This window comes from Salinicoccus albus DSM 19776 (assembly GCF_000385175.1).
GTDB lineage: Bacteria > Bacillota > Bacilli > Staphylococcales > Salinicoccaceae > Salinicoccus > Salinicoccus albus.
In genome coordinates this window covers 66,066-86,781 of sequence record NZ_ARQJ01000025.1, presented here as the reverse complement: position 1 = coordinate 86,781, position 20,716 = coordinate 66,066, and the positions used below count along the sequence as shown (strand labels likewise).

General features: G+C 46.1%; 17 protein-coding genes and 2 tRNA genes. 8 read left to right on the top strand and 11 right to left on the bottom strand.

Features of this window, described 5'->3' with window-relative positions; translation table 11 throughout:
* Nucleotides 1–2: 2 nt before the first annotated feature.
* From yycF to G343_RS0105675, 3 genes are all read right to left on the bottom strand, one after another.
* Complete coding sequence (yycF, locus tag G343_RS0105685; protein WP_026366288.1) at nt 3–704, bottom strand: response regulator YycF; 702 nt, start codon at nt 702–704, stop codon at nt 3–5.
* A gap of 134 nt (nt 705–838) precedes the next feature.
* Nucleotides 839–911 (bottom strand) — tRNA-Asp (locus G343_RS0105680).
* 19 nt (nt 912–930) lie between these two features.
* Nucleotides 931–1,002 (bottom strand) — tRNA-Glu (locus tag G343_RS0105675).
* Between the two features lie 376 nt (nt 1,003–1,378).
* Between G343_RS0105675 and G343_RS0105670 the strand changes: the two genes are divergently transcribed.
* The 8 genes from G343_RS0105670 (at nt 1,379) to cysC (ending at nt 9,956) form a co-directional block, all read left to right on the top strand.
* Nucleotides 1,379–2,113: a phosphoadenylyl-sulfate reductase gene (locus G343_RS0105670; RefSeq protein WP_020007155.1), complete on the top strand. Its 735-nt coding sequence runs from the start codon at nt 1,379–1,381 to the stop codon at nt 2,111–2,113.
* Nucleotides 2,114–2,226: 113 nt separating this feature from the next.
* Nucleotides 2,227–4,056, top strand: coding sequence for an assimilatory sulfite reductase (NADPH) flavoprotein subunit (locus G343_RS0105665; protein WP_020007154.1), 1,830 nt, complete (start codon nt 2,227–2,229; stop codon nt 4,054–4,056).
* 13 nt (nt 4,057–4,069) lie between these two features.
* Nucleotides 4,070–5,785 (top strand): assimilatory sulfite reductase (NADPH) hemoprotein subunit, encoded by a 1,716-nt coding sequence (gene cysI / locus G343_RS0105660; RefSeq protein WP_020007153.1) that lies wholly within the window; start codon nt 4,070–4,072, stop codon nt 5,783–5,785.
* 23 nt (nt 5,786–5,808) lie between these two features.
* The gene (cobA, locus tag G343_RS0105655; protein WP_020007152.1) at nt 5,809–6,585 is read left to right on the top strand and encodes a uroporphyrinogen-III C-methyltransferase; all 777 of its coding nucleotides are present in this window, start codon (nt 5,809–5,811) and stop codon (nt 6,583–6,585) included.
* Between the two features lie 14 nt (nt 6,586–6,599).
* Entirely contained in the window at nt 6,600–7,340 is a 741-nt protein-coding gene (locus tag G343_RS0105650; RefSeq protein WP_020007151.1) for a sirohydrochlorin chelatase, read from the top strand.
* Between the two features lie 30 nt (nt 7,341–7,370).
* Nucleotides 7,371–7,982, top strand: a complete 612-nt coding sequence (locus tag G343_RS0105645) for an NAD(P)-binding protein (protein WP_020007150.1) — start codon at nt 7,371–7,373, stop codon at nt 7,980–7,982.
* A gap of 176 nt (nt 7,983–8,158) precedes the next feature.
* Nucleotides 8,159–9,352, top strand: a complete 1,194-nt coding sequence (gene sat / locus G343_RS0105640) for a sulfate adenylyltransferase (RefSeq protein ID WP_020007149.1) — start codon at nt 8,159–8,161, stop codon at nt 9,350–9,352.
* 4 nt (nt 9,353–9,356) lie between these two features.
* The gene (cysC, locus tag G343_RS0105635) at nt 9,357–9,956 is read left to right on the top strand and encodes an adenylyl-sulfate kinase (RefSeq protein WP_020007148.1); all 600 of its coding nucleotides are present in this window, start codon (nt 9,357–9,359) and stop codon (nt 9,954–9,956) included.
* A 53-nt stretch (nt 9,957–10,009) separates the two neighbouring features.
* On the opposite strand, the gene G343_RS0105630 is transcribed toward cysC, so the two are convergent.
* The 8 genes from G343_RS0105630 to hutU all read right to left on the bottom strand — a co-directional run bounded on the left by G343_RS0105630 (nt 10,010) and on the right by hutU (nt 20,705).
* A complete protein-coding gene (locus tag G343_RS0105630) occupies nt 10,010–11,296 on the bottom strand; it encodes an adenylosuccinate synthase (RefSeq protein ID WP_020007147.1) in 1,287 nt (428 codons plus the stop codon).
* A gap of 115 nt (nt 11,297–11,411) precedes the next feature.
* Nucleotides 11,412–12,782: a replicative DNA helicase gene (gene dnaB / locus G343_RS0105625; protein WP_033426549.1), complete on the bottom strand. Its 1,371-nt coding sequence runs from the start codon at nt 12,780–12,782 to the stop codon at nt 11,412–11,414.
* Between the two features lie 39 nt (nt 12,783–12,821).
* Entirely contained in the window at nt 12,822–13,268 is a 447-nt protein-coding gene (gene rplI, locus G343_RS0105620; RefSeq protein ID WP_020007145.1) for a 50S ribosomal protein L9, read from the bottom strand.
* Nucleotides 13,265–15,241 (bottom strand): DHH family phosphoesterase, encoded by a 1,977-nt coding sequence (locus G343_RS0105615; protein ID WP_020007144.1) that lies wholly within the window; start codon nt 15,239–15,241, stop codon nt 13,265–13,267. The genes rplI and G343_RS0105615 overlap by 4 nt, the downstream gene beginning before the upstream one ends.
* A 5-nt stretch (nt 15,242–15,246) precedes the next feature.
* Nucleotides 15,247–16,188, bottom strand: a complete 942-nt coding sequence (locus G343_RS0105610) for a DUF2232 domain-containing protein (RefSeq protein WP_020007143.1) — start codon at nt 16,186–16,188, stop codon at nt 15,247–15,249.
* A gap of 42 nt (nt 16,189–16,230) precedes the next feature.
* Nucleotides 16,231–17,508 carry a serine--tRNA ligase gene (serS, locus tag G343_RS0105605; protein WP_020007142.1) on the bottom strand — a complete coding sequence of 426 codons (1,278 nt, stop codon included), beginning with the start codon at nt 17,506–17,508 and terminating at the stop codon, nt 16,231–16,233.
* Between the two features lie 303 nt (nt 17,509–17,811).
* The gene (hutI, locus tag G343_RS0105600) at nt 17,812–19,047 is read right to left on the bottom strand and encodes an imidazolonepropionase (protein ID WP_020007141.1); all 1,236 of its coding nucleotides are present in this window, start codon (nt 19,045–19,047) and stop codon (nt 17,812–17,814) included.
* Nucleotides 19,048–19,052: 5 nt separating this feature from the next.
* Nucleotides 19,053–20,705, bottom strand: coding sequence for a urocanate hydratase (hutU, locus tag G343_RS0105595; RefSeq protein ID WP_020007140.1), 1,653 nt, complete (start codon nt 20,703–20,705; stop codon nt 19,053–19,055).
* Between the last annotated feature and the right edge of the window lie 11 nt (nt 20,706–20,716).

Sequence of the window (20,716 nt, the reverse complement as noted above, 5' to 3'; positions counted from 1 at the left end):
CTTTATTCGTCACCTTGAATGTAATAACCCACACCTCTCCTGGTCATCAGGTACTCTGGGTGAGAAGGGTCACCTTCTATCTTTTCTCTTAAACGTCTGACTGTAACATCCACCGTTCTGACATCACCGAAATAATCATATCCCCACACTGTCTCAAGCAGATTTTCACGGGTGATGACCTGTGAGAGATGTCTGGCCAGATAGTGGAACAGCTCGAACTCCCGGTGAGTCAGTTCAATGTCATTACCATGTTTTTTTATCGCAAATGAATCAGGAATGATGGTAATATCCTTGATCTGAATATTATTCGTTTCCTTCTGACTTTCCTTGGTACCTGTCTCTTGATTTCTTCTCAGATTCGCCTTCACCCGGGCAATGAGCTCCCGGGTAGAGAATGGTTTTGTGACGTAGTCATCTGCACCAAGTTCAAGTCCCAGTACTTTATCAATTTCCGAATCTTTTGCTGTAAGCATGATAATGGGCATTTCATGCTTCTTACGGACTTCACGGCAAACTTCCATGCCGTCCATTCCCGGCAGCATGATATCGAGCAGGACAATATCCGGTACAACTTCAAGGATCAAGTCCAGGGCTTCATTGCCGTCATACGCACAGTGTACTTCATAACCTTCCTTCTCCAGATTGAACTCCAGTATATCTGCAATGGGCCGCTCGTCATCTACTACTACAATTTTTTTTGGCATATATTTCCCTCGCTTTGATTGGAAGTCACTTTTATCATAGGTATCCAATATAAATGTACCATCTTTTACAGTTTTTATCCACGATGGCATAACAAAGAAGCCCCAGCATGATTCATGCTGAAGGCTTCTGCATACGGTCCCGACGGGAATTGAACCCGCGATCTCCTGCGTGACAGGCAGGCATGTTAACCGCTACACCACGGGACCAGAATATATTTGTAAGAAATGACCCGTACGGGACTCGAACCCGTGTTACCGCCGTGAAAGGGCGGTGTCTTAACCGCTTGACCAACGGGCCATGCTGAGCAGTTTCACTTTAACACAAGATTAATTATATCATGGGTTAAATTTCAATTTCAACTGAATTTTTAATTTTATATACAATGCGTCAAAAAAATGAATTTCTGTTAAAAATACCGAGCAGAAAGCAAGAGAAGTAAAGATTTATAATATCCTACTAAAAAGGTCTAGTTTTCCATTGACATAAAATAATCTATCAGATAAGCTTAACATCATAATTTAATATTATTCAAAATATTCTTTTATTATAGATGCTTTCTGTAAGTAAAACAGAAAACTCTATAGATATAAGATAATGACATCGATGACATTAACCCTTAAAGTTGATGCATTAAATCTTTAATATGACTATGACAAGGAGGCACGATGAAGATATGACTGAAGCAGAGTTGACCTATGAGAATTTCACGGCCGATCCATTTCAGAATCTTATTCCTAATGATGACACCAAAGGGGCACGCCGAGTTTTGGAATGGGCATATGGCAGCTTCGGTGAATCAATCATTTATTCCTGCAGCTTCGGTGCTGAAGGCATGATTCTCATCGATTTGATTTCCAAAGTGAAACAAGACGCCGAAATCGTATTTTTGGATACAGACCTCCATTTTCAAGAAACTTATGACCTGATCGACCGAGTGAAGGAAAGATACCCTGAACTTCACATACGATTGAAAAAGCCCGATCTTACGCTCGATGAGCAGGCCGCTGAACATGGTGCTGCCCTGTGGCAAAGCGACCCGAACCAATGCTGCTATATTCGTAAGATAAAACCGCTTGAAGATGTCTTAAACGGGGCCTCTGCATGGATATCCGGATTAAGGAGAGAACAGTCGCCAAGCCGTCAGAACACCCATTTCGTCAACAAGGATGAACGTTTCAAATCCATCAAAGTATGTCCGCTGATCCACTGGACATGGGATGATGTATGGAACTATATCGAAAGCCATAAACTGCCCTACAATGAGCTCCATGATTTTCAGTATCCAAGCATCGGATGCATTCCCTGTACTTCACCAGTGTCAGCCGGAGGTGATTCCCGTGATGGGAGATGGTCCGGTTCCGGCAAAACGGAATGCGGCCTGCATACACCAGGTGGCAACACCAGATAAGCAATTTTCTGGTATATTTTTTTACAGGTAAACCCTAGTTTTTAAGTATGAATAATATGTATATAAAGTTTGTCATATCAACAATGCAGAAAGATAGGATGAGGTGATACGCCTTGCAATTAACTGTAACGAATAGTCCATTCAATGAAGCGCAGACCGAGAAGATCAATCAGATACTGCCGACCCTGACACCGGAACAAAAAATCTGGCTCAGTGGATATCTGGCTGCAAATCAACAGTCCGTATCCGAATCCGTTTTCGATACGCCTTCTCCGGAAGTGGCTGAATACCTGATGAATACTGAAAATCCTTCTAAAACACGCGAGGTCACCATTCTGTTCGGTTCCGAAACCGGCAATGCACAAAGCCTGGCTGAATTAATGGAGGGCAGACTGAAAGAGAATGACTTTACAGTGAAATCATCTGCCCTCGATGATTTCAAACCAAAAGATTTAAAGAAAGCGGAAGATCTGCTGATCATTTCTGCAACACACGGTGAAGGAGAGCCGCCGGAAAATGCTGTTTCTTTTTATGAGTTCCTTCATAGCAGGAAAGCACCAAAACTTGATGATTTGCGCTTTTCTGTACTTGCTCTTGGAGATCAGTCATATGAACATTTCTGTCAGACAGGGAAGGATTTTGACAATCGTCTGGATGAACTCGGCGGTCAGAGAATCTCTCCCAGAGCAGACTGCGACCTGGATTTCGATGAGCCTGCAGACGAATGGATGAACGGAGTGCTGAATGCTATTTCCACGCCTTCTGATGAGCATGGAACGGCTGTAAAAGAGCCCGAACATTCACATGCAGACAATCAGTCTGTATATTCAAGAACCAACCCTTACAGAGCTGAAATACTCGAAAACATCAACCTTAACGGCCGTGGTTCCAATAAGGAAGTCAGACATATCGAACTGTCACTTGAAGAATTCGGCCAAACATTTGAACCGGGGGACTGTCTGGGAGTATACCCTGAAAATAACTCGTCCTTAGTCAACCAGTTAATAGGCATGCTGAACTGGAATCCTGAGTCAAAAGTCAAAATCAATTCGAGAGGAGACAGTCTGACGCTCTCAGAAGCTCTGACTTCACACTTTGAAATCACTAAACTCACTAAACCGTTAATTACAAAAGCAGCCGAAATTTTTGGCAATAATGCATTGAAGGAAAAAGTAGATGAAGAAGGGTGGATTCAAAACTACATAGAAGGCCGGGACCTGATAGATTTGCTCAACGACTTTCCTGCTTCAGATCTCCAGCCTGAAGCACTGGTCCAGATACTCAGAAAACTGCCTGCACGGGAATATTCCATTGCCAGCAGTTACGAAGCCAATCCAGAGGAAGTCCATCTGACCATAAGTACTGTGCGTTATAATGCTCACAATCGCGATCGCTCCGGTGTATGTTCCGTACAGTTTGCCGAACATCTTGAACCAGGTGACACTGTACCCGTATATTTAAAGAGAAATCCCAATTTCAAATTCCCTCTCGATGAAGATACACCGGTCATTATGATCGGCCCCGGGACCGGTGTTGCCCCGTTTAGATCCTATCTTGAGGAAAGAGACGAACTGGGCCTTGAAGGACAGACATGGTTATTTTTTGGAGAACAGCATTTCACTACCGATTTCCTGTATCAGACTGAATGGCAGAGTTTATTAAAAGACGGGGTATTGAGCCGTCTGGACCTTGCATTCTCACGGGACTCTGATGAAAAAATTTATGTACATCACCTCATCGAACAGAACAGCAAAGACTTTTATCAGTGGCTGAATGACGGTGCTGTCCTTTATGTATGCGGCGATGAAAAAAGAATGGCCAAAGATGTGCATCAAGTCATTCGTAAAGTGCTTGAAAAGGAAGGCGGAATGGACGAGAATGCTGCCGAGAATTACTTAACACAGATGAAAAAAGAGAAGAGATACCAGCGTGATGTTTACTAGGAGGGGAGATAATATGACTGAAAATAATAATAAACAGCTATCAGAAAAACTAGACGAAATGGAGCGCATCAAGGGTGAAAGCAATTATTTACGCGGCACCATTACAGAAGGACTGTCAGATGCAGTAACCGGTGCGATTTCAGAAGAAGACACCAAAATTTTAAAGTTTCACGGCAGCTATCAGCAGGATGACAGAGACCTGCGCGATGAACGCCGCAGACAGAAGCTCGAGCCCGCCTATAGTTTCATGATCAGAGTAAAAGTCCCCGGGGGGACAGTAACGCCCGATCAATGGCAGGCAATGGATGATATCGCCGATGAATATGCCAACGGAACACTAAAATTGACTACACGTCAGGCATTTCAATTCCACGGCATACTGAAAAGAAACTTGAAACATTCGATGCAGAACATAAACAACGCAGTGATGGACTCACTTGCAGCCTGCGGCGATGTCAACAGGAATGTCATGTGCAATCCAAATGCTTATCAGTCCAAGGTTCAGCAGGAAGTAAATACTTTTGCTGATGAAATCAGTGACCATCTGACACCGAGAACCGGTGCATACCATGAAATATGGCTGGACGAAGAAAAGATCCATGACACCCGGGACGAAGAGGAGGTAGAACCCGTTTACGGAAAAACTTATCTTCCTCGTAAGTTTAAAATTGGGATTGCTGTTCCACCGTCAAATGACATCGATGTTTATTCACAGGATCTCGGTTTTATCGCCATTATTGAAGCCGGTCAGTTAACAGGTTTCAACATTTCCATCGGTGGCGGTATGGGGATGACTCATGGCAATACTGACACGTATCCACAGGTTGGGCGGGTGATTGGCTATTGCCCGAAAAACAGCGTAAAGGAAGTTGCCGAAAAAATTGTTACAATACAGCGTGATTACGGCAACCGTACCGATCGTAAAAAGGCCAGATTCAAATATACAGTGGATGCCAAAGGAGTGGACTGGATCCGGGCGGAGCTGAACAGCCGGCTCGGCTGGGAACTCAATGATGCGAAAGAGTTTCAATTTGACCATAACGGTGACCGTTACGGATGGACTAAAGGCAGCGGCAGATGGCATTTTACCCTGTTTATTCAAAACGGCCGGATCAAAAACACAGCCAACTATCAGCTGAAGACAGCACTCAGGGAGATTGCCGGCATCCACACCGGAGACTTCAGATTGACACCCAACCAAAACCTGATTATCGCCAATGTTACCGCTCAGAAGAAGAAGCAGATTCAGGAAATCATAGATGAATACGGCATCACCGATGGTGAAAACTACTCGGGACTCAGAAGAAATTCAATGGCCTGTGTTGCCTTCCCTACATGCGGTCTGGCAATGGCGGAATCCGAGCGTTATCTTCCTTCATTAATCAACAAAATAGAAGAAATTCTTGATGAGGCGGGCATCAATGAAGAGGAGATCACGATACGCATGTCCGGCTGCCCAAATGGGTGCTCAAGACCTGCCCTTGCAGAAATTGCATTCATCGGCAAAGCGCCCGGAAAATACAATATGTACCTCGGCGGCGGGTTTAAAGGGGATCGGCTGAACAAATTATACAAAGAGAACATTGGTGAAGCAGAAATACTGGAAAGTCTGCATCCGATTCTTCTCCAATACGGAAAGGAAAAGTTCGAAGGGGAACATTTCGGTGATTTCGTCATCCGTGCAGGCATTGTAGAAGCAGTTCATTCGGGCCAGTATTTCCATAATTAACATATTTTAAATGAGGTGACAGGATGGGAAAAGTATTTTTAGTCGGCGCCGGTCCGGGAGATCCGGATTTGATTACACTGAAAGGTTTGAAGGCGATCGCACAGGCTGACTTCATACTGTACGACCGTCTGGTGAATAAAGAACTGCTCAATCATGCATCGCAATCAGCTCAACTTATATATTGCGGAAAAAGTCCCAATCATCATTCACTGGAGCAGGAGGAAATCAATCAGCTTATCTGTGACCTTGCCTCGAAAGGCAGCATCATCACGAGACTGAAGGGCGGGGACCCTTTCATTTTTGGAAGAGGCGGAGAGGAAGCAATCTCCCTGTCTGACAGGGAGATACCTTTTGAAATCGTGCCGGGCATTACTTCCGGTGCTTCTGCGCCTGCATATGCCGGAATACCGGTGACCCAGCGTAACGTCAGCTCATCTGTCGCTTTCGTTTCCGGAATCGTTAAAGACAGTGTCGATGTCGAAGCGTATTGGAAGCATCTCGCCCGGGGACCCGAAACATTATGTATTTATATGGGAGCAGCCAATCTTCCGGATATAACCGCTTTGCTTACCAAATATGGGCGGGACCCTGATACACCAGCGGCACTGATTCATTCGGGCACTACTGCAGCGCAGAAAACCGTGACAGGCACGTTACGAAATATTGTGGAAAGATCAAAAGAGATGCAGAACCCCGTAATTATCGTTATTGGAGAAGTGGTCCGTCTCAGAGATCAAATCAAGTGGTATGAAGACACCGCTCTTCAGGACAACTCCCATGAAACGACACTATACCAATGAAAGGGGGCGTTTCAATGAAAGGCGTATTATACATCAGCCATGGAAGCAGGATAGAGACGGCAAGACGGGAGGCTGTAGAATTTATCAACTCCGTCAAGCAGGTGGTAAACATAGACCACCAGGAAATGTGCTTTTTAGAACTTGCAGAACCAGATGTAACAAGAGGGGTTGAAATTCTCCTGGATCAAGGAGTGACAGAAATTTCTGTTGTGCCTGTCCTGCTTTTAAGTGCCGGACATTACTATAATGACATCCCAAAAGAACTCGACGCGATCAACGAAAAGTATCCGCATATAGAATTCTCATACGGCAAACCCCTTGGTGTACAGCATAGAATAACCAATATTTTAAACGAAAGAATCAATGAGACGAACGTCCAACCCAATAGCGATGCCAAATTATTACTCGTCGGCAGAGGGAGCTATAATCCACAGACACAGGCAGATATCACATCGATAGGAGATGTACTCAGGCAAACGACGGGATTCAATCATGTCAGAGAGTGTTATCTTGCAGCATGCCATCCTTCATTTGAAGATACGCTGGGAGACTCACTTGAAGCCGGGCATTCACAAATCTTCATCGTTCCATATCTCTGGTTCACCGGTGTGCTTGAACGGCATATGGAGAGTACGGTCAAAGACCGGAATACGCGTGACAGCATCATTCTCTGTCACCATCTTGGCAATCACCCCGCAATGCGGCAGGCATTAAAGGAAAGGGTTTATGAAACCTTTGAACTTTTACCTCAATAATAAGCAGCTCCAGGATAAGGATGAAAAACGATGTCATATATACCATTAATGATAGACCTGTCAGGCAGGAAAGTAGTGATTGTGGGCGGCGGCCGTGTTGCCGAGCGTCGTGTGGATGCTTTGAAAGGAAGCGAGGCAATCCTGCATGTCATCAGCCCAGAAATTAGTGAAAAACTGATTTCGCTCTGGAGACAGGGAGAGTTCATCTGGGATAAACGATCATTTGAAGGTGAGGAAGTCCTGGATGCGACACTTGTTATTGCTGCCACCAACGACTCCAAAGTCAATCAGGCAGTCATGCAGCATACAGATGAAGCCTCTTTGCTCAATATGACCGGAGCCGCAGATCAGGGAACTGTGATATTTCCCGGGACATACCGACAAGGCAGACTCATTTTAAGCGTATCCACAGAAGGAGCAAGTCCAATGCTTGTTTCCCGTATCCTAAGCGATTTTAAATCACAGTATGATGCTCGTTATGAACAGTATGTTGATTTTTTATATGTATGTAGAAAGCACCTTAAAAAGACTAGTTTTTCGAAAGAAGAAAAAAATAAATGGCTCAGTCATTTACTGTCCGATAAATATTTAGAAACAGCGTACCAGGCGGAAATACTCGAATGGCTTAAAACCCTGCAATAGATCTTGACGCTGCTTCTGCAATGGTATCTGCAGCGATCGCAAAAGTAATAATGATCCTGTTCTGAATTGCCTTGATCGTATTTACAATTTACCGAAACAGAAAATTTTTCGATAGAATTAGGGCAGGCGAAAATGAATGAAGTGAATCAGTCACAATAAAAAGGAGAATATCAAATATGGCATTATCCACAGAGGTTCATGAAAGCATTATTGCACCGCATGGCGGTGTGTTGATTAACAGAGAAGCTGAAGGTGCAGAGAAAGAGCTGCTCATAAAAGAGGCTGGGATAATGGATTCATTGGTGTTGAATCCATGGAGCCTGTCTGATCTGGAACTGATTGCCATCGGGGGGTTCAGCCCCCTTAAAGGCTTCATGGGTGAAGCTGATTATAAAAATGTTGTAGAAAATATGAGACTGCAGGACGGATTGATCTGGAGTCTGCCAATTACACTCCCTGTAACCGAAACACAGTCCGATGCTTTGGAAATTGGATCGAGCATTGCACTCTACGGAGAAGATGATATATTATACGGCATTCTGGAACTCGAAGAGAAGTACACATACAACAAAACCCATGAAGCAGAACAGGTATATGGGACAACCGATACAGATCATCCCGGTGTCAAAAGAGTCTATGAAAAAGGAAACGTATACCTTGGGGGACCGATACATCTTGTGAATCGTCCAGCACATGATGAATTTGAAGACTTTTATCTGGACCCTTCAGAAACCAGAAAGTTATTTTATAATCTTGGCTGGAAAACAGTTGTCGGTTTCCAAACAAGAAATCCGGTTCACCGTGCTCATGAATACATTCAAAAAGCAGCACTTGAATCTGTGGATGGTCTGCTTTTGAATCCGCTTGTCGGTGAAACCAAATCAGACGATATTCCTGCTGAAGTCCGCATGGAAAGTTATCAGACTTTACTTAAATACTACTATCCGGAAAACCGGACAAGGCTTGTCATCTATCCTGCAGCGATGCGGTATGCCGGACCAAGGGAAGCCATACTTCATGCTGTCGTAAGGCAAAATTACGGCTGCACACATTTCATTGTCGGACGTGATCATGCAGGCGTCGGTGATTATTACGGCACTTATGAAGCTCAGGAATTAATCTCACAGTATGAAGATGAACTCGGCATTCAAATTTTCAAGTTTGAACATGCATTTTACTGCACAATATGTGAAAACATGGGAACAGCTAAAACTTGTCCGCATGATAAATCATCACATGTTCACTTAAGCGGTACAAAAGTAAGAGAAAAACTGCGTAACGGGGAGCAGCCGCCGAAAGAATTTTCAAGACCCGAAGTTGCAGATATCCTCATCAAAGGTCTGCAGCAAAACTTAACCCGTCAGGAGTGAAACAATGAACACCTCAACTAATATTATATGGCACGATTCAGCAGTGACAAAGAAACAAAGGCAGTCGCGCAACAATCATAAAAGTATCGTCATCTGGTTCACAGGACTTTCCGGATCAGGAAAATCAACCCTTTCAGTTGCGCTCGAGAAAGCCCTTTATGAACAACACATCCAATCGTACCGTCTGGATGGTGATAATGTCCGCCACGGGCTGAACAACAATCTTGGTTTCAGTCCGGACGACCGTAAAGAGAATATCCGGCGTATCGGTGAGGTAGCTAAACTGATGGTTGATGCGGGCATTGTGACAATGACAGCTTTCATCTCCCCCTACAAGGCAGACCGCGACGATGTCAGAAGCATCCTGGAAGACAAAGAGTTCATTGAAATACACACAAAATGCAGTCTGGATGAATGTGAAGCCCGCGATCCAAAAGGACTTTACCAAAAAGCACGTGCAGGTGAAATCAAGGAATTTACAGGGATCAATGCACCATATGAAGCACCTGAAAATCCTGAGATTGTCATCGACACGGAAAAACAGGCGGTGGATGAAGCCGTTGAAATTATCATTTCCTATCTAAAAAACAATCTGTATATATAGTTTATTTAAAAAGCGCTCCACAGGACAAGACTTTTGACTGCGGAGCGCTTATATTATGCCCAGAAATCTTTCAGGAGATTTGTCTGATTCCTGTCCGGACCGACTGAGAATATGGAGACGCTGACGTCACAGAGTCTTTCGATTTCATGCAGATAGCTGCGGGCATTTTCCGGAAGATCTTCCAGACGGGTGACGCTGGTAATGTCTTCACTCCAGCCGGGCAGTTCTTTGAAGATTGGTTTTGCGCGTTCAAGTGCGTCGAGTGTTGCAGGGTACTCTGTAATTTCTTTGCCGTCAATTTCATAAGCGGTACAGATTTTAACTGTGTCGAGCCCGCTGAGCACATCAATTGAATTCAGGGACAGATCAGTAATCCCGCTGACGCGTCTGGAGTGGCGCACGACCACGCTGTCAAACCAGCCCACACGCCTCGGGCGTCCGGTAGTCGTTCCATATTCACGGCCGATTTCACGGATATGATCTCCGTTTGCGTCAAACAGTTCAGTAGGGAAGGGGCCGTCTCCGACTCTGGATGTATAGGCCTTGCATACGCCAACGATATTTTTAACAGAACCCGGGCCGACGCCGCAGCCGACTGTCACATTACCGGCAACCGGATTGCTGGATGTAACGAATGGATAAGTACCGTGGTCGACGTCAAGCATGACCCCCTGGGCACCTTCGAATAGTACTTTTCCATTATTCTGGAATGAATCATCCAATACTTTCGCCGTGTCTGTCACATACGGTGCCAGACGCTCTGCTGCTTTTCTGTATTGTTCATAAATTTCTTCGAATGTGAATCCTTCCCTGCCATAGAGTGCTTCAAACTTATGGTTTTTTATCTCCAAATTTTCTTCAAGCCTTCGTTTGAATGCTTCATCATCAACCAAGTCAGCCATCCGGATGCCGATGCGCTGCACTTTATCTACATAGCTGGGACCGATGCCCCGTTTCGTTGTACCGATTTTATTATCCCCGCGTGCCGCTTCCTCCAGTTCATCCTCAAGCAGATGATAGGGGAGAATGACCTGGGCGCGGTTTGAAATTCTTAAATTATCTACAGAGATACCGCGTTCAATCAATCCATCCAGCTCTTTAATCAGAGAAAGCGGGTCAATAACAACACCGTTGCCGATAAGGGACAGCTTATCATCGTAAAAAATCCCGGAAGGGACAAGATGCAGCTTGTAGGTTTCCCCGCCGAATTGAATTGTGTGGCCGGCATTGTTGCCGCCTGAAAAACGTGCAATAATGTCAGCATCCTCAGATAGGAAATCTGTGATTTTACCTTTTCCTTCATCGCCCCACTGTGTTCCGACTACTACTGTTCCAGACATGAGATTGCCTCCAATTTTTTCTTTGAAATAACGTCACCATTCTATCAGTACAGAAGGGATATTGCAATTAAAAATACGAACATTTTTATAGAGTTACTATAAAAACATTCGTAAATTAAGCGGGTGGAATATAGCCGTCCCCGTAACCTCTGTTATCCTGGTCAAAGAAGCTGCTGTAGGATTTATTAAAGATCAGTTTAACGGTGCCCGTTGGGCCATTCCGGTGCTTGGCCAGGATGATTTCTATCTCATCCTGCTGCTTCTGGGCCCCTTCAGCATCTTCCTCGCCGTCACCGCGGACATAATAATCTTCACGGTACAGGAATGAAACGATATCCGCATCCTGTTCTATGGAACCTGATTCACGAAGGTCACTCATCATCGGACGCTTATCCTGCCGTGACTCTACGCTTCTGGATAACTGGGACAAAGCAATGACGGGACAGTTCATCTCCCTGGCAAGTGCTTTCAGCATTCTCGAAATCTCGGATACTTCCTGCTGCCGGTTGTCACTGCGCTTGTTGCTGGAGCTCTGGATCAGCTGCAGATAATCGATGATCACCATATCCAGACCGTGCTCCTGTTTGAGCCGCATGCATTTAGAACGGATGTCATTGACTCTGATGCCCGGTGTATCATCGATAAATATTCTTGACTCCGCGAGGCTGCCGATTGCTGTCGTGAAGTTATCCCAGTCGTCGTGCCCCAGATTGCCCTGTCGCAATTTCGTCGCGTCAATCATGCCCTGACTGGAAATCATTCTCGATACCAGCTGGTCTGCGCCCATTTCAAGCGAAAATATGGCAACGGTTTGCTGATCCGCAGAGGTGCCGACATGACCGGCAATATTCAATGCAAAAGCAGTCTTACCCATCGAAGGGCGGGCAGCGATGATGATCAGCTCATTGCGGTTGAATCCCGATGTCATGAAATCGAGGTCCCGGTAACCTGTCGGAATGCCCGTTGTATTATCCGTCTGGCCTGCCCGGGCTTCAACCTGTTCATAAACTTCATGGACAACAGACTTCATCGATTTGAAACCTTCATTTCTCCGGTTTTCCGAAATTGACATGATCTTGCCTTCTGCCTCAGTCAGCAGATCCTCGATATCAATCTCATCCGAAAACCCGTCACCGGCAATTTCTTCAGCCGTCTGAATCAACTTCCGTTTCAGCGAATATCTGCTGACGATGTTCACATAAAAACTAACGTTGCGACTGGTCGGTACAACGTTAGATAATTCAGCAATATAGCGCGGGCCGCCGACAGAACTCAGCACTTCCATGCTTTTTAACTGATCAATCAGAGTGACAACGTCAATATTCTGATGACCTTCACTCAATATACCCATCGCCCGGTATACACTCTGGTGTTCACTTCTGTAGAAATCTTCAGGATCCAGTGTCTCTGCTGTAGATATAAAGATTTCGGGATTGATCAGAATGGCTCCGAGGACAGATTGTTCCGCTTCCATATTGTGGGGCATCTGCTGATGGATATCCAAAATCAACCCCTCCTTTATCCTCTATTGTTCAACAACATGTACTCTGAGTGCTGCTGATACTTCCTTATGAAGTTTTATGCTCATCTTATGATAGCCGAGGCTCTTGAGCGGCTGTGACATATCGAGTTTCCGTTTGTCGAGCTTGATGCCATGTTGCTTCTCGTATGAATCCACCACCTGTTTGGAACTGACGGAACCGAATAACTTGCCTTCTTCACCGGCTTTCGTCTTCACTTCCACTTCCTTTTCTTCCAGTTCTGCTTTCAGCGCCTTGGCATCTTCCAGTTCTTTTCGTGCTTCTTCTGCAGCTGCATCCTGCTGTTCTTTCAACTTTTGAAGGTTGGCTTCGTTTGCTTCTTCAGCCAGCCCCTTCTTGAGAAGATAGTTCTGGGCATAGCCGGTGGCTACATCTTTCACTTCGCCTTTTTTGCCTTTATTCTTAACGTCGGTTAGAAAAATTACTTTCATTCATCTTCACTCCTGTTATCAAGTGTCTGTTCGATTGTCTCAACTAATTCATCATGCAGCTCGTCCATCGTCCTGTCCGTCACACGCGTGGCTGCATTGGACAGGTGACCGCCCCCGCCAAGGGATTCCATGACAACCTGAACATTAATCTCCCCGAATGACCGGGCAGAAATACCGATCGATTCATCTTCTCTTGCTGCAATGACGAACGAGGCTTTGACACCTTCGATCTGCAGCAGCTGGTCAGCTGCCTGCGCCACGGTCACCGGATGGTAAGTCATCGAAGGATCCGCCTTGACAATGGCCATGCCATTATCGTGGATTTCAGCGGATTTTATCAGGTCACTGCGTGCAATATACGTGTCGATATCATCTTTGAGGAATGTCTGTGCAAGTACCGGATCGGCACCGTTACTCCTTAAGAAACTTGCAGCATCAAACGTCCTGGATCCGGTCCGCAATGTGTAGTTGCGGGTATCCACAATAATGCCTGTCAGCATGATTGTCGCTTCAAGACGCGATAGTTTCTGCTGCTTATTCTGATATTCCAGAAGCTCTGCCACAAGCTCGCTTGCACTCGATGCGTAAGGTTCCATATAGACGAGCATCGGACTCGATATAAAGTCATCTGCACGTCTGTGGTGGTCTATGACTACTTTGCGCGTGGCTTTGTTCAGGATGACTTCATCCAGCGCCATGCTTGCTCTGTGTGTATCGACAACCACCACAGTCGTTTGCGGCGTGATCTTCTCCCAAGCATCCTCGGAACTCACAAACAGGTTCATGACCTCTTCCCGCTCTTCCACTTCATTCATCATGCGCTGGAGGGTATCATCAATATCATCATCATTCAGGACAATGTTGGCATCGATGCCGTTCATTGTGGCAATTCTTGCCACACCGATAGAGGAACCAATGGCGTCCATGTCCGGGTTCTTATGCCCCATGATGAGAACGTTTTCGCCTTCCAGCAGAATATCCCTGAGCGCGTGGGAAATGACACGCGCTTTGACACGGGTCCTTTTTTCCATAGGGTCGGTCTTACCGCCGTAGAATCGCGCGTTGCCGTTCACTGCCTTGATGGACACCTGGTCGCCGCCGCGGCCAAGCGCCAGATCAAGACTGGACTGCGCCAGTTCCCCGACTTCGATATAATCGGCTGAACCTTCGCCAATACCGATACTGAGTGTAATCTGCACACCAAGTTCCCGCGAGCGATCGCGGACTTCATCCAGGAGGTTGAAGCGTGTGGCTTCAATGTCCTTCAGACTTTTACTGTTCAGCACGATGATGAAACGATCCTGGGAGAATCTCCGGATATATATGTGATGGCGGTTCGCCCAGTTGTTGATGGTATTGGTAATCGTGTTATTAAGCTCACTCTTCAGCGCTTCGCTCATATTCTGTGTGACATCATCATAGTTATCAAGGAATAAAATTCCGATCACCGGTTTTTTACCTTCCAGCTCCTGTTCACGCATACGCTGTTCTGTAATATCCAGCAGATGCAGCGCCTGATGTTTTTCATCCCAGTAAATTTTATAATGCCTGTCGTTATAGGATGATTCCGAAGATTGTATATTATTTGCCTTCAGTGTTGTCATGAGGTTTGGGAACAGCTTGTTAATCGGCTCATTCAGATTATCCGTTGAAATTTCCTCTGCGATGTAATCATTCATCCATTCGATTTCATCCTCATCGTTGAGGAGGATGAGCCCCATGGGCAGATGATCGATGGCATACTGTTTACTGCCGGCGATATCCTGGACCATCTGTCTAAAACGTATCTCATTGATTGACAGGGAACGGTTGAGATATATAAACAGCAGTGTCAAAAGGATAATGCTGACAATCAGAAAAAGCAGACCTGTGTTAAAGAAGTTGGCCATTATGAAGATATTCATGACAAATATGTGGAATGCCGCAATTCCAAACGGAATGAATATCATTTTTCGGTCCAGCACGTTATACATTGTCATCACTTCCTTTTGAGTTCCATATTAAGCCTGATCCTGAAGATCATTTCAATCACACCTATAAGCATGGTCAAAGGCTTAAGAATCACTAAAGGTATGAGTATCAGAATTGATACCGGAACATTCAGCTTCTTATCCCTCATGAAGAAATAGGAGAAACTTAATCCATGAATATATAATACCCATTCCAGGACAATTATAATATTCGTAAGCGTTGTCTGGAAAGTGGTGCCTTCAGTTGTAAAGAATGATACTATAAATGCGATTAAAAATAAATATAGTATAAATCTGGGGAAGCTCCAATCTTTAAAGGCGCGGTACTCCCAAAGTTTTACGGGAGAGGACTTTAATACCAGCCGCAGCATCAATACTGTGTACACTGCTATGATAAACGAAATCACTGCCATGTATGCAGGCAGATTGATGAAAATCTGATCCATTGCATCTCTTACCACATCAAGATCCATCGGTGATGCCGCGAATGTGCCGTAGGCTTCAACCTGTTCCATATACCAGTCACGGAAATTCATATATACATTCGACAACGGCTCTATGGCACCGGTCATCTGCAGCAGATTCAGCCCGCCCAATACAGAGAGCAGTATACCGGCTGTCACATAAAACAGCGTGACTTCCTGGGACACTCCCTGTTTCAAAGTACGGTCGATAATGACTGAAACAATGTACAGCAGTATGAACCATAACCATATTGTCGTTGTTAATAGAAATATGGCCGGGATAAGAAAGCTGAAAAAAGTCAGCCAAAAATGATAGTTCGATTGCTGCTTCAGTTTCACGAGAAAGTATACCGAGAATGGAAGTATCAATGCTCCGAACAGTATACTGATATCCGCAAGGGTGATAAATACAAATACCATCAGGAGGGCAAGCAGCATCTGAAGCAGCGAAACTTTGTTATCCAATATTTCTACGCCTCCATCCATAAAATAAAGCTCCTAAATGAATAGGAGCATCCAATATTACTATTATAACGCTTCAAGCTTTTCCTGACCACTCATATACGGTCTTAACACTTCAGGAATTGTGACGGAGCCGTCATCATTCTGATAGTTTTCCAGCAGTGCAGCCATCGTCCGGCCGACCGCAAGCCCGCTGCCGTTCAGTGTATGGAGGAATTCAGGTTTGGCATCCTTATCCCGCTTGAATTTGATGTTTCCGCGACGCGCCTGGAAATCCGTAATGTTTGAGACGGAACTGATTTCCTTATAATCATTGTAGCTTGGCAGCCATACCTCAACATCATAGGTCTTCGAAGAACCGAATCCGATATCACCTGTACAGAGCAGTACTGTACGGTGCGGAATCTCAAGCAGATTTAAGATGTGCTCTGCATGTTCTGTCATTTCCTCGAGCGCATCCCATGAATCTTCCGGACGTTCCAGACGGACCATTTCGACTTTATTGAACTGGTGCAGACGGATGAGGCCTCTCGTATCTCTGCCGGCAGAACCCGCTTCACTTCTGAAACAGGCCGTCTGTGCTGTAAATTTCACCGGCAGCTCATCGTCAGAAAGCGTTTCATCCATATGATAGTTCGTGAGTGTCACTTCCGATGTCGGGATAGTATACATATCCATACCGTCTATTTTAAAAAGATCTTCTTCAAATTTAGGCAGCTGACCCGTGGCGTACATTGTGCCGCTTTTTACGATCTGCGGTGTCATCATCTCCCTGTAGCCATTTTTATTGTGGACTTCCAGCATGAAGTTCATCAAAGCACGTTCAAGACGGGCACCGTCACCGGTATGGTAGACGAAGCGCGCCCCTGAAACTTTGGCTGCCCGTTCGAAATCAGCAAGCTTTAAAGATTCGAGAAGCTCCCAGTGCGCCTTTGGTTCAAAATCAAATGATACCGATGCCCCCTGACGTCTGATTTCTACATTTTCAGTGTCATCTTTGCCAACCGGCACATCATCATGAATCAGGTTCGGAAGACGGCTCATATGGTATTCGTACGCTTCATTGACATCATCGAGCCGGCTGTCGATTTCCTTGATTCTGTCACCGACTTCGCGCATTTCACCGATGACGTCATCGGCGGCTTCCTTATTCTTCTTTTTAATGGCAATCTGTTCCGACACTTTGTTGCGTTTGCTCTTCAGGGTCTCAGTGTCCTGTATGAGCTGCCGCCTTTCTTCATCCAGCGCCAGGATATCATCAATCACTGACGGCTCTATACCGCGTTTTTCAGTCTTCTCTTTAACAATGTCCTTATCATGTCTGATCTTTTTGATATCAAGCATCTCTGCAGTCTCCTTCTACTTATTTTTTTAATAAAAAATATACCACATCCCGTGTAAGGGACGTGGTATACGCGTTGCCACCCTAATTCGGTGCGTAGAAGCACCATCTTTTACCTGGTAACGGTATGGAATGGGTACCGGTCCGCCATGATAATGAAGGACGGAAATTCATGAAGCTGTCTGACCATTTTCACCCGCCATGGTCTCTCTGAAATCCAGCCGTCATTACTGTTTCCTTCTGACGAAACATATTTGATTAATTTTATTTTAATACGAATCCTGATAAAACGCAACTTCAAAAGCTTAATATGACAGGAGACCTGGGCGCTCATACACTGTCCTGCCGCCGGCGATAACAGTATGCGCATGATTGACACCGTAATGATACGGGATATATTCATGGTTCGGTGCATCCCAGAGAACCAGGTTTGCTTCATCACCCTCGGTGAGTGTGCCTTTATCGGCGTTGATTGCATGCGCGGCATTGACCGTCACCGCATTCCAGATTTCATTCGGCGTCATTTTAAGCTTCAATGCTGCGATGGCCATAATCATCTGAAGGTTGTCGGTGACACAGCTGCCCGGATTGTAGTCGGTGGCGAGACTGACGGCCCCGCCATTATCCAGCATGCCCCGGGCATCCGCGAATTTTTCCTTGCCGAGGTAGAACGTTGTGCCGGGCAGAAGCACCGCTACGATATCGGAATCTTTCAGCATTGACTTGCCGGTTTCGCTGGCGGCAACCAGATGATCGGCGCTGATTGCATTCTGTTCCATCGCCAGTTCCAGACCGCCCAGCGGGTCTATTTCATCCGCATGGATCTTCACCTTCAAGCCGCGTTTTCTGGCCGCTTCCATATATCTTCTGGACTGTTCGACGGTAAAGACACCGGTCTCACAGAAAATATCGGCAAAGTCAGCGTAGTCTTGTGCTTCATCCAGAAGTTCAATCATCTCGTTCAAAAATTCTTCATTATCCCTGCCTTTCGGAACCGCATGCGGGCCCAGATACGTATGCCGCATCTGAATCGGGAAGCGCTCATGTATTTCCCGGGAAACTTTCAGCTGTTTCAGCTCATTTTCCCGGTCAAGCCCGTAGCCGCTTTTACTCTCGACAGTCAGCACGCCATGCTGGATCATCCTGGTGATGTTCTTAGATGCCTTGTCAAATAGTGCTTCATGACTCGCATTTCGAGTCTGTTCGACTGTATTTAGAATACCGCCGCCTTTTTCAAGTATTTTCAGATAGTCCACCCCCTGTCGTTTGAGGGACATCTCATGTTCGCGGGAACCGCCGTGCACGACGTGGGTATGTGGATCGACGAGGGCAGGGGAAGCGATCATGCCTTTGGCATCGATTGTTTCCTTTGCATCATACACCTCTGTTACGGCCCCCGCATATACGATTTTGCCTTCATCTATGACCACCATAGCATCCGCTATAATTTCAAGCTCATCCATCTCTTGTCCTTTTAACGGCTGGTCCGTTTTCTTTGGCAGGATGAGTGATTTGATATTTTTTACAACCGTATCATTCATATTATTTATTCTCCTAGCATTGGTATATTGACGCCTTTCTCCTGCGCTGTTTCAATCGCTGTCCTGTATCCGGCATCCGCATGCCTCGCTACTCCCATACCCGGATCACTGGTCAGTACACGTTCCAGGCGGCGTTTTGCATTATCGGTGCCGTCAGCGACGACCACCATTCCCGCATGCAGGGAATAGCCCATGCCGACACCGCCGCCGTGGTGGACGCTGATCCATGAACCGCCGGCAGCAGTATTTACCAGCGCGTTCAGTACCGCCCAGTCACCGACAGCGTCACTGCCGTCCTTCATACTCTCTGTTTCACGATTCGGACTGGCTACAGAACCGCTGTCCAGATGATCCCGGCCGATAACAACCGGCGCTGAAATTTCACCGCTCGCCACGAGCGCATTGAGTGCCAGTCCCATCTTTGCCCGTTCCCCGTAACCGAGCCATGCGATTCTTGAAGGGAGCCCCTGGAAGGCGATTTTGTCCTGAGCCATATCCAGCCATCTGAGCAGCTTTTCATTATCTGGGAATAGTTCCCGCATCTTCTTATCCGCTACTTCAATATCTTTCGGATCGCCGCTCAACGCTGCGAAACGGAACGGGCCTTTGCCCTCGCAGAACAAGGGGCGAATGTATGCCGGCACAAAGCCCGGGAAATCAAAAGCATCATCCACGCCATCATCAAACGCCACTTGGCGGATATTATTGCCGTAGTCAAACACCACCGAACCGTTTTTCCGGTACGCGAGCATCGCTTCCACATGCTTCGCCATGGATTGGGATGACAGCCTGACATACTCGACCGGATCCGCTTCCCGCAGTTCTGCGGCTGCTTCAAGGCTGTATCCTTCAGGTATATAGCCGTTCAACGGGTCATGGGCGGATGTCTGGTCAGTCACCACGTCAATTTTAAACGACCGTCTTAAAATTTCATGATGAATTTCAGCTGCATTTCCAAGCAGGCCAATCGACAATGCCTCTCCTTTATCACGCGCTTCTTCTGCCATCTTCAAAGCTTCATCGAGCGTCTCCGCCTTTGTATCCAGATATTTCGTCTCCATGCGCTTCTCTATTCTTGTCGGATCCACCTCCACACAGATTGCCACTCCTTCGTTCATAGTCACAGCTAGCGGCTGGGCACCGCCCATGCCGCCGAGACCGGCAGTCAGTGTAATCGTCCCTTTAAGTGAACCGTTATAATTTTGGTTCGCCAGTTCTGCAAATGTCTCAAAGGTGCCCTGGACAATCCCTTGCGAGCCGATGTAAATCCAGCTTCCCGCGGTCATCTGTCCATACATCATCAGCCCTTCTTTATCAAGCGCGTTAAAGTGTTCCCAATTGGCCCATTTGGGTACCAGGACCGAGTTGGATAATAAAACTCTCGGCGCCTCCTCATGCGTTTTGAATACCCCCACCGGCTTACCGGACTGCACGAGCATCGTTTCATCCTTTTCCAAGGTGCGCAGCGTATTCTCAATCGCTTCAAAAGACTCCCAGTTACGCGCCGCTTTACCGATGCCGCCGTAGACAACCAATTCTTCCGGACGCTCCGCCACTTCCGGATCCAGATTGTTATAGAGCATCCTCAGAGCCGCTTCCTGTTCCCAGCCTTTACATTCAATCTCCAAACCCTTTTTAGCAGTAATCTTCCTGGTCATACAGCTCACTC

What these genes read in the sequence shown, in the direction of transcription:
- G343_RS0105610 (WP_020007143.1), bottom strand. Translation starts at nt 16,188, where the DNA reads ATGGATGGAGGCGTAGAAATATTGGATAACAAAGTTTCGCTGCTTCAG.
- cysI (WP_020007153.1), top strand. Translation starts at nt 4,070, where the DNA reads ATGACTGAAAATAATAATAAACAGCTATCAGAAAAACTAGACGAAATG.
- G343_RS0105670 (WP_020007155.1), top strand. Translation starts at nt 1,379, where the DNA reads ATGACTGAAGCAGAGTTGACCTATGAGAATTTCACGGCCGATCCATTT.
- G343_RS0105645 (WP_020007150.1), top strand. Translation starts at nt 7,371, where the DNA reads ATGTCATATATACCATTAATGATAGACCTGTCAGGCAGGAAAGTAGTG.
- serS (WP_020007142.1), bottom strand. Translation starts at nt 17,508, where the DNA reads ATGCTTGATATCAAAAAGATCAGACATGATAAGGACATTGTTAAAGAG.
- G343_RS0105615 (WP_020007144.1), bottom strand. Translation starts at nt 15,241, where the DNA reads ATGTATAACGTGCTGGACCGAAAAATGATATTCATTCCGTTTGGAATT.
- hutU (WP_020007140.1), bottom strand. Translation starts at nt 20,705, where the DNA reads ATGACCAGGAAGATTACTGCTAAAAAGGGTTTGGAGATTGAATGTAAA.
- G343_RS0105650 (WP_020007151.1), top strand. Translation starts at nt 6,600, where the DNA reads ATGAAAGGCGTATTATACATCAGCCATGGAAGCAGGATAGAGACGGCA.
- hutI (WP_020007141.1), bottom strand. Translation starts at nt 19,047, where the DNA reads ATGAATGATACGGTTGTAAAAAATATCAAATCACTCATCCTGCCAAAG.
- cysC (WP_020007148.1), top strand. Translation starts at nt 9,357, where the DNA reads ATGAACACCTCAACTAATATTATATGGCACGATTCAGCAGTGACAAAG.
- rplI (WP_020007145.1), bottom strand. Translation starts at nt 13,268, where the DNA reads ATGAAAGTAATTTTTCTAACCGACGTTAAGAATAAAGGCAAAAAAGGC.
- G343_RS0105630 (WP_020007147.1), bottom strand. Translation starts at nt 11,296, where the DNA reads ATGTCTGGAACAGTAGTAGTCGGAACACAGTGGGGCGATGAAGGAAAA.
- sat (WP_020007149.1), top strand. Translation starts at nt 8,159, where the DNA reads ATGGCATTATCCACAGAGGTTCATGAAAGCATTATTGCACCGCATGGC.
- dnaB (WP_033426549.1), bottom strand. Translation starts at nt 12,782, where the DNA reads ATGCCCCACAATATGGAAGCGGAACAATCTGTCCTCGGAGCCATTCTG.
- yycF (WP_026366288.1), bottom strand. Translation starts at nt 704, where the DNA reads ATGCCAAAAAAAATTGTAGTAGTAGATGACGAGCGGCCCATTGCAGAT.
- cobA (WP_020007152.1), top strand. Translation starts at nt 5,809, where the DNA reads ATGGGAAAAGTATTTTTAGTCGGCGCCGGTCCGGGAGATCCGGATTTG.